This is a genomic window from Pseudomonas sp. FDAARGOS_761, assembly GCF_013343155.1.
In the GTDB taxonomy this organism is placed as follows: domain Bacteria; phylum Pseudomonadota; class Gammaproteobacteria; order Pseudomonadales; family Pseudomonadaceae; genus Pseudomonas; species Pseudomonas aeruginosa.
Genome location: NZ_CP054572.1, coordinates 5,494,773 through 5,509,834 on the forward strand (window position 1 = coordinate 5,494,773; position 15,062 = coordinate 5,509,834).

Below are 15,062 nucleotides of genomic sequence, written 5' to 3' on the forward strand. Positions count from 1 at the left end.
GTGACCATTCGTTCCTACCAGGGCAAAACGCCACTGCTCGGCGAGCGGGTCTTCGTCGATCCCTCGGCCGTGCTCGTCGGCGACATCGAGATCGGCGCCGACAGCTCGGTCTGGCCGCTGGTGGTGATCCGCGGCGACATGCACCGCATCCGCATCGGCCAGCGCAGCAGCATCCAGGACGGCAGCGTGCTGCACATCACCCACGCCGGCCCCTTCAACCCGGACGGTTTTCCGCTGAGCATCGGCGACGAAGTGACCGTCGGGCACAAGGTCCTGCTGCACGGTTGCAGCATCGGCAACCGGGTGCTGGTGGGGATGGGCTCGATCGTCATGGACGGCGCGGTGATCGAGGACGAAGTGATCCTCGGCGCCGGCAGCCTGGTGCCGCCGGGCAAGGTGCTGGAGAGCGGCTTCCTCTACGTCGGCAGCCCGGCGAAGAAGGCCCGTCCGCTGAGCGACAAGGAGCGCGGCTTCTTCGCCTACACCGCCGGCAACTACGTGAAGCTCAAGGACCTGCACATCGCCGAGGACTACCATGCGTGACGCCGCGCTGCACTACCCGAACATCCTCTTCGATCTCGACGGCACCCTCACCGACCCGCGCGAGGGCATCACCCGCTCGGTGCAGTTCGCCCTCGCCCGCCTGGGCATCGACGAGCCGGACCTGGCGCGCCTGGAACACTTCATCGGCCCCCCGCTGTTGCAGTGCTTCATGCAGACCTACGGCTTCGACGAAGCGCGCGCCTGGGAGGCGGTGAACCACTACCGCGAGCGCTTCAGGGTCACCGGTCTCTACGAGAACCGCGTGTTCGACGGCATTCCCGAGCTGCTCGAAGCCCTGGTCGGACGCGGCCACACGCTCTACGTCGCGACCAGCAAGCCCGGCGTGTTCGCCCGCGAGATCGCCCGCCACTTCGCCTTCGACCGTCACTTCAAGGCGATCTACGGCAGTGAGCTGGACGGCACCCGCACGCACAAGGACGAACTGATCCGCCATCTGCTCGACAGCGAAGGCCTGGCAGCGGAGCATTGCCTGATGATCGGCGACCGCATGCACGACCTGCTCGGCGCCAGCCGCAACGGTGTCGCCTGCATCGGCGTCGGCTACGGCTTCGGCAGCGAAGACGAACTGCGCGCGCACCAGCCGACCCATTACTGCGCCGACCTCGCCGCCCTGCGGCAGGTGTTGGAATCCCACTGACCCATGCTCCGTTTCAGACAAGGACGCCTGACATGACCGACAATCCCTTCGCCACCCCCACCGCCCCGGTGCAGCCGCCGGCCAGAGAGGTGCCCGCCACCACCCAGCCCTATGCGTTCATCGCGGTGCTGGCGCTGGTCACCTGCCTGTCCTTCGCCGTGAGCCTGGGCATCCAGTGGTACAACGACATCGGCGAGATCCGCCAGCGTTTCTCCGAGCACCTGCAACTGATGGCGCCGCACTGGTTCACCGGCCTGGTGTTCTACGCGGCGGCCAACCTGCTGGTGCTGCATGCCTACCGCGAGAAGCGGCAGCTCGTCGAGTTCCGCCCGCTGGCGCTGCTGCTGATCGGCTACGGTCTGCTCAACCTGGTCTGCGGCATGCTCGCCGGGATCGGCCTGGCACCGCTGACGCTGCCGTTCTACCAGTGGGTGACGGCGCAATCCAGCTACGGCGTCTGGCTGATGGCGTTCAACGAAGCGATGAGCTGGGTCTACCTGCTCCTGGGCAGCCTGCTGCCGTTGGGGCTGGTGCTGCTCGGCAGCCGGGTGAACTCGCCGCGCCTGGCCGAAGGGGAAGAAGCCCGCGTCGCTGCCTGGCAGGTCGCCCTGGGCGCCGCGCTGTGTTTCGCCACGCTGTGTTTCAAGCTGATGCAGTTCCTTCCCTACGCCCTGCTGCGCTACGACGAGCCTTGGCTATACGGCCTGTACCTGAGCGGCGTGGCGCTGCCCGCGGCGCTGCTCTTCGGTGCCGTCTGCACGCGCCTGCCGGCGCGCCTGCAGCGCTTCGCCGCCGGCCGCGCGCTGCTGCTCGCGGTGGTCGCCATGCTGCTCTGGAGCGTGGCGCTGCTGGCGGTCGGCGGGGGGCTGGCGCTGCTGATGATCCTCGGCCTGGCGCCCGCTGGCATCGGCTATACGCTGCTGGTGGCGCTGCTCGGCGTCGGCCTGTTGGCGCTGCTCTGGCCGATCGGCCGGCTGGCCACGCGCTGGTGCTACGCCGACCAGCTCGCCGCCTGAGCAGGCGTCAGGGCGCTGCGGCGGCCAGCCGCTGCAACGCCGCCTGGCGCTCTGCCAGGGGGAGCTGGCCAAGGGCACGGACCCGCGCATAGAACGCCGGCCAGTTGCCGCCGACCTGGCGGAACAGCGCGGCGAACGCCGCCACCCATTGGTCGTAGAGGCCGAAGGGAAGCAGCTTGGCATTGTTGAACGGCGCGTCGATCCAGGCCTTGAACGGCGACTCGCCGCCCCATTCGCGCTGGCTCAGCGCCGTATACTCGCGGCGCAGGCGCTGGAATTCGGCAGCCTTGCCGGCACGCTTGGCGGCATCGTCCAACGGCCCGGCATAGAGTGCTTCGAGGCGCGCACGACTGGCCAGGACCAGCGCGGTGAACTGCTCGCGGCGCTTCTCCTCGCGGCCGTCCGCCGGCGGCAGTCCACGATACTCGCGCCACTGGCGGGTACCTTCCTGTTCGACGAAGGTGGCGAAGGATTCGTTGAAGGCGGTGTCGTCGCGCAGGTAGAACTTCTGGTGCGCCAGTTCGTGGAAGATCAAGGTCGCCAGCCGTTCGTCGTCCCAGCGCAGCATGCTGCTGAGGATCGGATCGTCGAACCAGCCGAGGGTCGAGTAGGCCTGCACCCCGCCGACGTAGACGTCGTCGCCGAGCGCCCGCTGGCGCGCCGCCTCGGCGCGCGCGGCGGCCTCGCTGTAGTAGCCGCGGTAGGCCACGCAGCCGGCGATGGGGAAGCAATGGGTGACCGGCTGCAGCGACAGCTCCGGGGTGGCGAACACGTTCCATACCACGTAGGGCCGGCCGATATCGGCGTACAGGCGATAGCTGCGGTTGTCCGGCAGGCCGAGGCGTTCGCTGGCGAATTGCCGGGCCTTTTCCGCCTTCGCCAGGCGTTCGCGCAAGCGCGCGTCGCGCTGCGGGTCGGCGATCACCGCGGCGGCCGGCTCGCGGGCGCGCAGCAGGGCGAACTGGCCGCTGGCCAGTTGCCCGTAGTAGGAGACGGTCGAGCAACCGCTCAGCGCCAACAGCGCCAGGCAGGGAACCCAACGGGGCAGTCGAAGGTCAGCAAGCGGATGGCGAAGGCGGCGTGGCATGGGCGGAACATAGCACAGCACGCGGACCGCCCGCCGCCCTACCAGCACCGGTCCGCGATCCGGCGAGGCGGAGGAACGCAAGGCGTTTTTCCAAGGCGCGACGGATGGCGGCCGGGTTAAAGGAGCTTCGGAGTCTTCTATGCGTACGCTGCTGCTTGCCGGTGGCCTGCTCGTCCTGAGCGGCTGCTCACTGCTGATGCCCACCCCCGACCCGAACCGCGCCTGGGTCGACCTCGATACCCAGCCCGACGCCGATCTCGCCGCCGTGGAAGTCGACGACAAGAGCTGGGACCGCACGCGCTACTTCGAGGTCGATCCCGGCACCCGCGAACTCACGGTGCGCTACCAGTTCACCGTCGACCCGACCAACATCGGCCCCGTGGACAGCCCGCTCTGGCGCGATTGCCAGCTCAACCTCAAGTTCAAGGACTTCAGCGCCGGCCAGCGCTACCGCCTGGAGGCCGGGCACATCGGCTTCCGTCCCTGGGCGAAGCTCTACGACCAGGACAACAGGGAACTGGCGCGCGGCCGCGAGGGGCGCTGCGCGAAGGTCTGAACGGCGCAAGGCGAGGGCGCTATGCTAGGAGCTGAACGCCCTCCGGAGCCCGCCCCATGCGTCCACTCACCCGTCTCGTCCCGCTCGCGCTGCTGCTCCTCGCCGGCTGCGCCGGACCGCTGCCGCAGCCGGACCCGCAGATGGCCTGGGTCGAGCTGCGCAGCGCGCCGGCCAACACCCTGCTGGCCGAGCGCCTGGACGGCGAGCGGTTGAGCGACGGGCGCTACTTCCAGGTCACTCCGGGACGCCATGTGCTGGAGGTGCGCTTCCAGTACGAACTCTATGGCGGTTCCGGCGGCGGGGGCGGCGGCTTCGGCGAGCCGGTGCAGATCAACTGCTACCAGCAGGTGGTCTATGACGGCTTCGAGGCGGGCCGGCGCTATCGCCTGGAGGTGCGCCCGCAATTGCGCAGGGCGCTGGCGCTACTGAGCGACGAGCGTGGCGAGGTGGTCGCCCGTTCGAACTTCCAGACCAGCCGCTGCCCGCCGTACTGAAACGCAGCGGCTCAGTCGTCGTTCTTCTGGTAGATGATCTTCTTGGTGCCGTTCTCGCAACTGCCGACCACCATGTTCGGGTCGCTGACTTCGTCGTTGCGCACGATCTCCAGGGTGTAGGAGGTCACCCCGGCCGACTGGATCTTGGTCTCGATCTCCGCCTTGAGTTCCTCGCACGGCTTCGGCGCGGCCAGCGCCGTGGCGCTGAACAGCAAGGCGGCAATCCCCAGCCCGATGGTTTTCATGACCCGTCACTCCTCGTCGATGCCTGGCAGCCGAGTGCTGCGCAGCGCATCCTGCCGCATTCGACTGCGGCAGGCCAGGGCCAGTTCGCCGGGCTGGGGAAGCGTTCCGCTCAGCCGTCGAGGCTGGCGTCCAGGCTGATCTTCGCGTTGAGCACCTTGGATACCGGGCAACCGGCCTTGGCCTTGTTGGCGATCTGCTCGAAGGTCTGCGCGTCCGCCCCCGGCACGCGCGCCCTGAGCACCAGGTGCACGGCAGTGATGGCGAAACCGTCGGACTGCTTGTCGAGGGTGACCTCGGCGCGGGTCTCGATACGTTCGGCGGTCAGGCCGGCCTCACCGAGCATCATCGACAGGGCCATGCTGAAGCAGCCGGCGTGGGCCGCGCCGATCAGCTCTTCCGGGTTGGTTCCCGGTGCGCCCTCGAAGCGGGTATTGAAGCCATAGGGGTTGTCCTTGAGCGCGCCGCTTTCGGTGGAAAGGGTGCCCTTGCCGTCTTTCAGGCCGCCTTGCCAGACCGCCGATGCCGTCTTCTTCATGTCGACTCCTCCGGAGCTGTGGATGGACATCCGCTCGCGTCGGCGAGCGGGCATGTCTACATGGGAGGACGACGCAGCCGGACAAGTTCAGTCCGCCTGCGCGGCGGCGGGATTCAGGCGCAACCGTCGATGCGGCAGAGCGGCGCCGCGGCCCCGCCCACGGCATCGCTGCCGCCGGCAAGGCACAGCTGCGTTTCGAGGAGAGCCCGCCAGTCGTCCGGCTGGCCGAGGTAGCGCCCGGTGTCGAGCACCTGCAGGCGGCCGTCGCGCTCCAGGGCGAAGGTCGGGAAGCCAGCGGCGCCGAGACGGTTCATCAGCCGCCGACTGTCGGCGAAGTGCGCGCGCAGCGGCTCGCCGGAGCAGGCGTCGAACGCCTCGGCGAAGCCCTCGCCAAGCCCCAGTTCGGCACCCAGCTCGAGCAGCACCGGACGCTCGGCGATACGCCGGCCCTCGACGTAGTGGGCACGCTGGATCCGCGCCAGCATCGCCGCGCCGAGGCCGTCGAGCGCTTCGGCGGCAAGCACGGCGGCGGTCGGCGGGGCCGAGTCGAATACCGCGCTGGTGTCGCGCAGCAGGCCGTCGAAGTAGTCCTTGCCGAACGGCTGGCCGGTCAGTTGGGCGATCCGCAGGTCATGGGGCATCACGTAGTGGCGCAGACCGGCGCCGACCGGCTGGCGGTTGGCATCGGTCATCATGCCGCCGCCATGCAGGCGTACGTCCAGACCCGTCACCTCGCGGGCGGCGGCGAGCAGCGGCGAGGCGCCGTAGCACCAGCCGCAGAGCGGATCGTAGAGGTAATGCAGGGTGAGGTCGTTCATCTCGGTCTCCACGAGACGCCCCGCAGGGGACGCCTCGATCAGCGGCTATCGGCGGGCGCGGCTCAGGGCCACTGCATCTCGCCCTTGAGCACCTTGGCGCTCAGCTCCAGGCCTTCCTCGCCCGGCAGGTTCGGGTAGCGGCGCTTCATCGCCTCGACCAGCGCGGCGGAATCCCTGGCCTTGGGCAGTTCGGCTTCCAGGGCCTTCAGGTAGTCACGGGTGAAGCGCACGCCGTCCAGGCCCTTCGGCTCCTCGCCGGTGAAATGGCCGGGCACCACGCGCCGCGGTTGCAGCGCCTCGATCCGGTCGAGCATCGCCACCCAGGCCTGGCGCGAGGCCTGGGTCTGGGTATCGGCGGTCCAGACGTGCGAACCGGATTCCACCAGCACGCCACCAACCACCGTCTTCAGCGACGGAATCCACAGCACCGTGCGGTCCGGGCTCGGCCCCTTCAGGTCGACCACCTTCAGGGCATGGCCTTCCAGCTTCAACTGGTCGCCCTTCAGCGGCTCCGGCACCACCAGCGACGTCGGCGCGTTGTCCTTGAGGATCGGCCCCCAGTAGGCCAGCTTGGCGTCCTTGGTCGCCTGGATGTGTGCGACGGTCTGCGCCGTCGCGAGGATCTTCGCCTCGGGGAAGGCGGCCTTCAGCACGTCGAGGCCGAAGTAGAAGTCCGGGTCGCCGTGGCTGATGTAGATAGTGCTGAGGGTCTTGCCGCTGGCCTGGATACGCTTGACCAGTTGCTCGGCGTCGGCGCGGGAGAACTGCGCGTCGATCAGCATCGCCTCGCGCTGGCCCACCAGCAGTTCCGAGGACACGGCGAAGATCGCCTTCTCGCCGGGGTTGTAGACCTCCAGCCGCAGCGGTTCGGCGCTGGCGGCGAAGACGCCGGCGGCACCCAGCAGGGCGGCGGCGGCGAACAGGGAACGAAGCAATCCATGGCGCGACATGAGCGGTTCTCCAGGCAGTGGGATCAGAGGCTTGCCATGTTAGTTGCTTGAAAGCGCGCAAAAAGCCCCGCAATAATCACAGCTTTGTTGCATGGATCGAGCGAATCATGGACCGCCTGACCGCCACTCGCGTCTTCGTCGAAGTCATCGACAGCGGCAGCCAGACCGCCGCCGCCGAGCGTCTGGACATGTCCCGGGCGATGGTCTCGCGCTACCTCGCCGAGTTGGAGGAGTGGGTCGGCGCACGCCTGCTGCACCGCAGCACCCGCCGCCTGAGCCTGACCGACGCCGGCGCGGAGCTGTTGCCGCAGTGCCGCGAGATGCTCGCCGTGGCCGACGCCATGCAGGCCACCGGCCAGACCCGCCGCGACAGCCCGCGCGGCACCCTGCGCATCACCAGCAGCCTGTCCTTCGCCCAGGCCTGGCTGACCCGTGCCGCCGCCGCCTTCGTCGAGCGCTACCCGGGCACCGCCATCGACCTGCAGGTCAACAGCCAGGTGGTCAACCTGGTGGAGGAGCGCATCGACCTGGCCCTGCGCATCGCCAACCAGCTCGACCCCAACCTGATCGCCCGCCGCCTCGGCGAATGCCGCTCGGTGATCTGCGCCGCGCCGGACTACCTGCGCCGCCACGGCACCCCGCGGCGCCCGGAGGATCTGGCGCTGCACAACTGCCTGACCTACTCCTACTTCGGCCGCAGTCTCTGGCAGTTCGAGCGCGACGGCGAGCCGACCAGCGTGCCGGTGGGTGGCAGTCTCAGCGCCAACGAATCCACCGTGCTGCTGGAGGCCGCCGCCGCCGGTGCCGGGATCAGCCAGCAGCCGCTGTACTCGGCAGCCCCGCTGATCCGTAGCGGACGCCTGGTGGCGCTGCTGCCGGAGTGGTCGCCGCAGGTGCTCGGCATCCACGCGGTGTACGCCTCGCGCCGGCAGATGCCGCCGGCGCTGCGGGCGCTGCTGGACTTCCTGGTCGAACGGATGGCGGCCGATCCGCACTGGGACGAGGCGGGCCCCCTGGCGCTGGCGTGAAAGCCGGGTAGACTGCTGGACGCGCCGCCTTCGACGCACCTTTATCCCCTGTCTGGAGCACGTCCATGTCCCTGTCGATCTACCAGGCTTCGATCCCGACCTTCCTGCGCACCCTCGGCAACCTCTCGGCGATCCTGAAGAAAGCCGCCGCCCACGCCGAAGCGAAGAACATCGATCCGCGCATCTTCATCGACGCCCGGCTGGCGCCGGACATGTTCCCCCTGGCGCGTCAGGTGCAGATCGCCAGCGACGCCGCCAAGGGCGCCGGCGCGCGGCTGGCCGGGCTGGAAGTGCCGAGCTACGCGGATACGGAAACCACCTTCGACGAACTCCAGGCACGCATCGCCCGCACCGTCGAGTTCCTCGAGGGCATCCGCGAGGAACAACTGGACGGCGCCGAAGAGCGCAACGTGACCCTCAAGGTGCGCGGCCAGGAGATCAGCTTCAACGGCCGCGACTTCCTCTTCGGCTTCGCCCTGCCCAACTTCTTCTTCCACGTCACCACCGCCTACGCCATCCTCCGCCACAACGGCGTCGAACTGGGCAAGATGGACTTCCTCGGCGGCGCCTGAGGTTCCCGCGCCGGGATGGCACGCACAAGGACCATGGAATGGATCGGAAAACCCTCGACGACACCAGCAAGTTCCTCAGCTATGTCCTTCGCCACCAGCCCGAGGCCATCGGCCTGACGCTGGACGGCCAAGGCTGGGCCGACATCGACGCCCTGATCGCCGGCGCGGCGCGGGACGGCCGCGCCCTCGACCGCGTGCTGCTCGGCGCGGTGGTCGAGAACAACGACAAAAAGCGCTTCGCCCTCTCCGCCGATGGCCAGCGCATCCGCGCCGTGCAAGGCCACTCGCATGCCGCGGTGGCCATCGCCTACGCCCCCGCGGTCCCGCCCGCAGTGCTCTACCACGGCACCGCCAGCCGCTTCCTCGACTCCATCCGCGAGCGCGGCCTGGTCCCCGGCAGCCGCCACCACGTCCATCTCTCCGCCCGCCGCGCCACCGCCCTGGAAGTCGGCCGCCGCTACGGCAGCCCGGTTCTGCTGGAAATCGACGCGCGCGACATGCATCTGGCCGGGCACCTATTCCACCAGGCGGAGAACGGCGTCTGGCTGACCGAGCGGGTACCCGTGCGGTTCATCCGCGAGGCTTGAGAAGGCATCGCCTCTCATCGGGAAGTCGTAGGGCGCATAACGCGCAGCGTTATCCGCCGATGCGCCGAGGCTAAAAGGAGAAAGCCGCCGCCTGCGATGAACCAACCGCCTCCTTGATGGCCCGCTGCCGCCTAGCAGAAGCGGCAGTGGAGCAGGCGGTGAAAGCCGGCTTGACTGAGGAAAAACACCGACAAGCGCAGGACGCCCGATGGACCTTCGCCCCAGCCACGTGCATGTGTTCCCACCCAGCCGCGACCTCCCGGCCGCAACCAGTCCGCACCGCGAAACCCTGCTGCGCAGCGGCTGCGCCTGGAACGGCTCGCTCTACCTCGGCTATCCCCTCGGCCAGCCGCAGCTCACCGTGCAGCGCCTGAGCCTGGCCGCCCACGAACGCCTGGACTGGCAGGTCCATCCGATGCCCAGCGCGCTCTACGTGCTCAAGGGCGAACTGCGCCTGGAGACCCGCGACGGTGCCCAGAGCACGCGGGTGCTGGAAGGCGAGGCGGCGGGTTGCCTGATGAACATCATCCATCGCCTGATAGCCGGGGCCGAACCGGTGGAAGCCCTGCTGTTCCATGCCGGCGTGGAAGGCATGCCGGTGGGGCTCGGCGAACGCGGCGAAATGCCCGACGCCTGAAGACGCCGGCGGGCCGGACAGCAGCCCGGGCCCGCCACGCCCCGCATCACGCTCAGGCGGAGAGCCCGTACAACCTGAGCCAGCCTTCCAGCGCCAGCGCGGTCTCCAGGTTGTGGCGGCTCACCTGGGTGTTGAAGTACCCCTCCGGATGCTCCAGTTCGGCGGCCAGGAACTCCCGCGAAACGATGCCGAACACCGGGTTCGCCGCGTCCTCCAGCAAGCGCCGCACGCTCCCGCGCAGGAAACGCTCGTAGCCGAGGTTGGCAGAAGTCGGATAAGGGCTCTTGCGGCGCTTGAGCACGGCTTCCGGGACATAGTCGGCGCAGGCCCGCTTGAGCAGCCACTTCTCCTCGCCGTCCCGGCTCTTGATCGACCAGGGCACGTTGTAGACGTACTCCACCAGCTCATGGTCGGTGTAGGGCACCCGCACCTCCAGGCCGTTGCACATGCTCAGGCGATCCTTGCGTTCGAGCAGCAGCACCATCCAGCGCTTCAGGTGCAGGTGGCTGAACTCGCGCATCCGCCGCTCCTCCGGGCTGTCGCCGGCCAGGTGTTCGACCTGGCGCAGCCCATCGTCGTAGCTGGCCTGCTGGTACTGGAGGAGATCGCAGCGGCGGTTGAAACCGGCGTCGATGAAGCCGGCCGGCAAGCGCACCCTGGAGGCCCAGGGGAAGCGCGCCGCAGCCACCGCCTGCGGATCGCGGAACCAGCCGTAGCCACCGAACAGCTCGTCGGCGCCTTCGCCGGAGATGGCCACCGTGGAATGCCGACGGATCTCGCCGAACATCAGATGCAGCGAGGTATCCATGTCGCCGAAGGTGAAAGGTACGTCCTTGGCCCGGAATACCTCTTCGCGCGCTCGTTCGCAGACCAGTTCGGCATTGTCGATGAGCACGGTGCGATGACGGCTGCCGATGTACTGCGCGGCCAGCAGGGCGAACGGCTGGTCCTGGTCGGGACGCAGGTCGTCGCTGCGGAACTGCTCGGCCTGGCCGACGAAGTCCACCGAGAATGAATTGATGTCGCCGCCGTGCTCCGCCTTCGCGATGCGCTGGGCGATGCCGGTCAGGGCGGTCGAATCGAGCCCACCCGATAGCAGCGAACACACCGGAACGTCGGCGTGCAATTGCGACCCCAGGGCGCGGGTGACCAGTTCGCGGGTGCGCTGCACGGTGCTCTGCAGGTCGTCGGCATGCTCCTGGCGGCGTACCTCCCAATAGCGGCGCAACTTCGCCTGGGAATTGGGACGCCAGGACAGCAGGTGGCCGGGCAGCAGTTCCTGGACCTCGCGGAACGGCGTCTGCGAAGTGCCCCGGGACAGCGTCAGGAGGTCGACCAGGCCGACCGCGTCGAGCCTGGCGGCGAATTCCGGATGCGCCAGGATGGACTTGATCTCCGAGCCGAACAGCAGTCCCTCGCGGTGCCGCGCGTAATACAGCGGCTTGATGCCCAGGCGGTCGCGCACCAGCAGCAGGTGGCCGTCGCGGCCATCGAAGACGGCGAAGGCGAACATCCCGGTCAGGTACTCGCAACAACGCTCGCCCCATTGCAGATAGGCGTGCAGGACCACCTCGGTATCGCTGCGGGTGCGGAACTCGTGTCCGGCCCGGCGCAACCGCTCGCGCAGGGCATCGTGGTTGTACACCTCGCCGGTGTAGACGAGGGTGACCTCCTGGCCGGTGGGAAAGCGATAGGACATCGGCTGCACGCCGCCGCTGAGGTCGATGACCGCCAGCCGCCGGTGACCCAGCAGGGCGTTGCGGTGCTTCCAGATGCCCTCGGCATCCGGCCCGCGCAAGGCGAGCGTATCGGTCATGGCGAAGATCGCCGGAAATTCGTCGTCGAGCTTGCGCGTGTAATCCACCCAACCCGCGAGACCGCACATAGGGAAACTCCTCTAATTGATGTTTATCGGGAAACTCATCCAGAGAACATGCTGAAAACATCCGTGCGGCCGGCCAGATTGCCGGCGTACGAATGCTTCGCCCAAGGCGGTCGATGTATGAACTTTTCGAGGACCTGAAGATAAGCAGTTTCGGCAGGCCTGCGCCCAAGGAAGGCCAATGATAGAACAGGAAAAAACGTGGCCGAGTTAATTAATATCTATCTAAATCTGGTAGCTGTTTTTAAAAAAACAAAGGAAAAACAATAATCTACAAAATTAATGAAACATCCTGAAACATCATTATGCGGCTCTACAACCAGATATTACAGGGTCGTTCACGGCTCTTTCCAAAGACTTAGAAAGCTAATCCAATTAAACTTATAATTGCTTTACGGCAATCATATGGATAGCCAACTAAGCAAATGACTACAACAAACTCAGATCGTACAACTATTGAATATAAGAGTTGTCCACCGACGCTGATTTCGTGGCAACGTTCGACGCGACGATGGACGAGCGGGAAAAGTAGGGCGGCGCGGGGAATGGAGAATTAAAGCAGGCAACTTCGAGCGATCCATCCGGAAGCGGGCCCGCTGCACCGGGCCCGCCAGACGACCTACCTCAAGGGCATTCGCAGGTCGACGGACCGAACACCGGCCCGCTGCACGGGTCCTCGGATGGGCCGAAAACCGGGCACGCGGCCTGGGCGGTAAGAGAGAAGCCACAGAGCAGGAACACAGCCAACAGTACTTTCTTCATTTGCAACCTCCTGGTTGGTAATAGAACGCTCCCTGTCCCTGGTCGAGGGTACAGTCGGTCATCACGGGCACTCGCAGACGGTCGGTCCCAGCATCGGGCCCGCGCAGGGATCTTCCCCCGGCCCGAGCACCGCGCAGTCCGCCTGCGCCGTGAGCGAGAACATCCACAGCAGCAGCGAAGCCGCCAGCATCTTCCTTTTCATCTGACCTCCTTGGTCGAAACAGCGATCAACGATCCGTGTCCTTCTCCGAAAACAAGGGCATTTGCCTGCAGAAGGACCGAACGCCCGTCCGCTCGCGGCGCACCGCAAGACTCGCCGGCGAGCCGCCGGCCCCCGGAGAGCAAAGACCAGCCCGAGCGAACGCGCCAGTGCGGTGGATTGCCGCAGCGCCAGCGAAAGTACCGGGGCAGGGGGCTTCGGCACCGGTTCGCCATCAACTTTTCCTATCCCCGGCGGCCACATAAATTCGTTGGACGCCCCGCGCCGGCGCCTCCAAGAATGCCGCACGGGTGCGAAGTCCGGCTGTGCACCCACCGACGCCCCACAACAGCAAGAACAACGATCGGTGCATCCATGGCAAAGGACCTGACTTTCCCAGACGCCTCCGCGTCGTCCCGCAACCCTCCCTCCGCGCGCCTCCGTCTACCGGCGACACGCGCCCCCTAGCACCGCCCTCCCGTCCGCCACCGCAGCAACCCGCGACGCACCTTGCGTCGGCCCCGGCCCCCGCGCCGCCGGCGGGCGCCGCTCGCCCGCGCTCCGCCCGCCGCACCGATCGACCCATGAACCGAACAAGAACAGGAGTCCACCCGATGCGCTACGCCCGTCACGCAAGCCGATACTCCCTCTTCGCCCTGGCCGTCTCGGCGGCCCTGCTGCCCGGCGCCGGCTGGGCCGCCAACGGCGACCTCGCCGGCGCCCGCACGCCGCCCAGCGTCGCCTGTTCCTGGAACCGCGAGGCAGCGTTGTCCTACGAGGAGCGCCGGCTCGACACGCCGCTGCCGTTCAGCGGCGCCAACGTCGTCACCCACGACCAGACGCCGCTGGCCGAGCGCATCGTCAAGGGCGCCGGCTTCGACGGCTTCGAACCGGCCTTCGCCAAGCGCCTGTGCGCCGCCGACGGCCGCACCCCGGTCACCAGCTACGCCAAGGCACTGAAGCTGGTCACCGAAGAGGGCCGCGCGCTGTGGCGCGCCGCCGTCGACCGGGCCCAGGGGCGCCGTGCCATTCCCGCCGGCGCGCTGCCGGCCAGCGATGACCGCATGCTCTACTGGACGCGCCTCTACATGACCCGCACCCTGCGCCAATGGGCGCCATCCTTCCGCCTCGGCAAGGCCCAGGCCCAGGCGCTGCAATGGCGCTTCGAACGCGCCTCGCGCGGACAGTTGGACATCGACCTGCCGCGCCGCTACGCCGCCGACGGCTCGCGCTACCGGCGGATGATCATCAGCGGCTTCGACGTCTTCACCCTGGGCACTCCCGGGACGGCGAACACCGGCCTGCGCAACGGCAACCCCTCGGGCGCCACCGCCCTTGCGCTGGACGGCCGCGAGTTCAGGCTGGCCGACGGCAGCCTGCTGCGTATCGAGGCCTACCTGTTGCCGGTCAGCTACGACCCGTTCAACCGCGGCATGCAGGAAGACACCCTGGGCCCCTGGTTCCGCCCCGGTCCGCGCCGGGTCGACGCCTCCATCACCATCAGCCAGGGCGGCGCCAACCAGTTCTGGCTGGAGGCCTGGAACGGCCGCTTCCACGGCTCCTCCGCCGGCAACGACGGCATCGTCTACTGCCCCGCCGACAGCGCTTTGCCCAACTACGTGCTTCCCCTGGGCAGCGTGACCAATCCCGGCACCGCACCGATTTCCCTGCGGGGCTCCGGCTGCAATATCAACCCGCCGCGCCGCTGGCTCGGCTACGACAGCGCCAGCCGCTGGCGGCAGAACCTGCCGGCGCAGTTCTCCAAGGCCTCGCTACCGGTCCGCCAGTTGCTCGCCGCCGATACCTGGCGCGGCATCGAGCGGCCGCCGGGCGCTACCAGCCAGGCCGCGGAAGGCTTCGACGTCACCTGGCACACCAACTACGACTTCTTCCCCGATTGCGCCAACCCGCGCACCGAAAACGTGCCGACCAACGGGGTGATGAACGCCATGCCCGATCCCTCCCTGGTGCTCCCGCCGAACCGACGGATCTGCGCGCGCAACGGCGGTGGCGGCGACTACCTGTCCAACGAGAGCGCCTACCGCAACACGGTGCTGCGCGACGCGTTCCGCCTGGAGATTCCCGCCGGGCACATCCATGTCCCGGTGATGAACAACTACTACACCGGCGTACCGGCGAGCGGCGGCGGCGCGCGCAACGACAACGCCATCAGCGACGCCCGCTACGAGGCCTACCGCAGCGCCATCGTGGCGCAGACCCGGGCGCTGCTGGTGGGCGTCGGCAACGCCCTGGCGCAGGGGGCGCAAGCGGACTAGTCCTCGCCAGGCGCAAGGCCCTCGCGACCTATCGCTTCGCCGCGGAGCCGAACTGCCGCCGACGCAGGCCAACGGGACGGTAGCCCGTCGCTTCAGCCTCTACTGAATCGAAAAAGGCGGCACGCGGGGAAACCTCGGACTCACGACCCGGAGCTTTCCCAGGCCCGCGCCGGAACGGTAGGGCAGAGTCGAAGAGTGCGAACGCCGATGATGGAG

18 protein-coding genes are annotated in these 15,062 nt (G+C 67.9%); 10 read left to right on the plus strand and 8 right to left on the minus strand.

Translation table 11 applies throughout. The annotated features are described in order from the left end of the window. The 3 genes from FOC67_RS25615 to FOC67_RS25625 are packed head-to-tail and all read left to right on the plus strand — an operon-like array spanning window position 1 to window position 2,217. Window positions 1-543 (plus strand): gamma carbonic anhydrase family protein, encoded by a 543-nt coding sequence (locus FOC67_RS25615; protein ID WP_003083618.1) that lies wholly within the window; start codon window positions 1-3, stop codon window positions 541-543. After that, entirely contained in the window at window positions 536-1,201 is a 666-nt protein-coding gene (locus tag FOC67_RS25620; protein WP_003111507.1) for an HAD family hydrolase, read from the plus strand. Before FOC67_RS25615 ends, FOC67_RS25620 begins: the two co-directional genes overlap by 8 nt. A gap of 32 nt (window positions 1,202-1,233) precedes the next feature. Next, a complete protein-coding gene (locus tag FOC67_RS25625) occupies window positions 1,234-2,217 on the plus strand; it encodes a hypothetical protein (protein WP_003114660.1) in 984 nt (327 codons plus the stop codon). Between the two features lie 7 nt (window positions 2,218-2,224). Here FOC67_RS25625 and FOC67_RS25630 read toward each other — a convergent pair whose 3' ends face one another. Then, window positions 2,225-3,352 carry an aminopeptidase gene (locus FOC67_RS25630; RefSeq protein ID WP_003136953.1) on the minus strand — a complete coding sequence of 376 codons (1,128 nt, stop codon included), beginning with the start codon at window positions 3,350-3,352 and terminating at the stop codon, window positions 2,225-2,227. A 91-nt stretch (window positions 3,353-3,443) separates the two neighbouring features. Between FOC67_RS25630 and FOC67_RS25635 the strand changes: the two genes are divergently transcribed. Both FOC67_RS25635 and FOC67_RS25640 read left to right on the plus strand, forming a co-directional pair. Beyond that, window positions 3,444-3,860, plus strand: a complete 417-nt coding sequence (locus FOC67_RS25635) for a hypothetical protein (protein WP_003083614.1) — start codon at window positions 3,444-3,446, stop codon at window positions 3,858-3,860. Window positions 3,861-3,916: 56 nt separating this feature from the next. Then, window positions 3,917-4,354 (plus strand): hypothetical protein, encoded by a 438-nt coding sequence (locus FOC67_RS25640; protein WP_003083612.1) that lies wholly within the window; start codon window positions 3,917-3,919, stop codon window positions 4,352-4,354. An 11-nt stretch (window positions 4,355-4,365) separates the two neighbouring features. Here FOC67_RS25640 and FOC67_RS25645 read toward each other — a convergent pair whose 3' ends face one another. From FOC67_RS25645 to FOC67_RS25660, 4 genes are all read right to left on the minus strand, one after another. Then, the gene (locus FOC67_RS25645; RefSeq protein ID WP_003083610.1) at window positions 4,366-4,599 is read right to left on the minus strand and encodes a DUF1161 domain-containing protein; all 234 of its coding nucleotides are present in this window, start codon (window positions 4,597-4,599) and stop codon (window positions 4,366-4,368) included. A 110-nt stretch (window positions 4,600-4,709) separates the two neighbouring features. After that, a complete protein-coding gene (locus FOC67_RS25650; RefSeq protein WP_003118563.1) occupies window positions 4,710-5,165 on the minus strand; it encodes an OsmC family protein in 456 nt (151 codons plus the stop codon). A gap of 83 nt (window positions 5,166-5,248) precedes the next feature. Continuing rightward, on the minus strand, window positions 5,249-5,953 hold the full coding sequence (dsbM, locus tag FOC67_RS25655) for a disulfide reductase DsbM (protein ID WP_009314899.1): 705 nt from the start codon (window positions 5,951-5,953) through the stop codon (window positions 5,249-5,251). Window positions 5,954-6,015: 62 nt separating this feature from the next. Next, window positions 6,016-6,903, minus strand: coding sequence for an MBL fold metallo-hydrolase (locus FOC67_RS25660; RefSeq protein WP_003083599.1), 888 nt, complete (start codon window positions 6,901-6,903; stop codon window positions 6,016-6,018). Between the two features lie 107 nt (window positions 6,904-7,010). Between FOC67_RS25660 and osaR the strand changes: the two genes are divergently transcribed. The 4 genes from osaR (at window position 7,011) to FOC67_RS25680 (ending at window position 9,727) form a co-directional block, all read left to right on the plus strand. Further along, window positions 7,011-7,931: an oxidative stress response transcriptional regulator OsaR gene (osaR, locus tag FOC67_RS25665; RefSeq protein WP_003083596.1), complete on the plus strand. Its 921-nt coding sequence runs from the start codon at window positions 7,011-7,013 to the stop codon at window positions 7,929-7,931. Window positions 7,932-7,996: 65 nt separating this feature from the next. Beyond that, window positions 7,997-8,503 (plus strand): DUF1993 family protein, encoded by a 507-nt coding sequence (locus FOC67_RS25670; RefSeq protein ID WP_003083593.1) that lies wholly within the window; start codon window positions 7,997-7,999, stop codon window positions 8,501-8,503. A gap of 38 nt (window positions 8,504-8,541) precedes the next feature. Further along, on the plus strand, window positions 8,542-9,090 hold the full coding sequence (locus FOC67_RS25675) for an RNA 2'-phosphotransferase (RefSeq protein WP_009314898.1): 549 nt from the start codon (window positions 8,542-8,544) through the stop codon (window positions 9,088-9,090). 208 nt (window positions 9,091-9,298) lie between these two features. Then, complete coding sequence (locus FOC67_RS25680) at window positions 9,299-9,727, plus strand: cupin domain-containing protein (protein ID WP_003083588.1); 429 nt, start codon at window positions 9,299-9,301, stop codon at window positions 9,725-9,727. A gap of 52 nt (window positions 9,728-9,779) precedes the next feature. Here the strand turns inward: FOC67_RS25680 and asnB are convergent, their stop codons facing one another. The 3 genes from asnB to FOC67_RS25695 form a co-directional block, all read right to left on the minus strand. Continuing rightward, window positions 9,780-11,612, minus strand: coding sequence for an asparagine synthase (glutamine-hydrolyzing) (asnB, locus tag FOC67_RS25685; protein ID WP_003111526.1), 1,833 nt, complete (start codon window positions 11,610-11,612; stop codon window positions 9,780-9,782). Between the two features lie 621 nt (window positions 11,613-12,233). After that, window positions 12,234-12,371 (minus strand): hypothetical protein, encoded by a 138-nt coding sequence (locus tag FOC67_RS25690; protein WP_003083584.1) that lies wholly within the window; start codon window positions 12,369-12,371, stop codon window positions 12,234-12,236. Window positions 12,372-12,432: 61 nt separating this feature from the next. Next, complete coding sequence (locus FOC67_RS25695; protein ID WP_003111527.1) at window positions 12,433-12,573, minus strand: hypothetical protein; 141 nt, start codon at window positions 12,571-12,573, stop codon at window positions 12,433-12,435. 611 nt (window positions 12,574-13,184) lie between these two features. On the opposite strand from FOC67_RS25695, the gene FOC67_RS25700 reads away from it, so the two are divergent. Further along, complete coding sequence (locus FOC67_RS25700) at window positions 13,185-14,846, plus strand: hypothetical protein (protein ID WP_009314897.1); 1,662 nt, start codon at window positions 13,185-13,187, stop codon at window positions 14,844-14,846. Window positions 14,847-15,062: the final 216 nt, after the last annotated feature.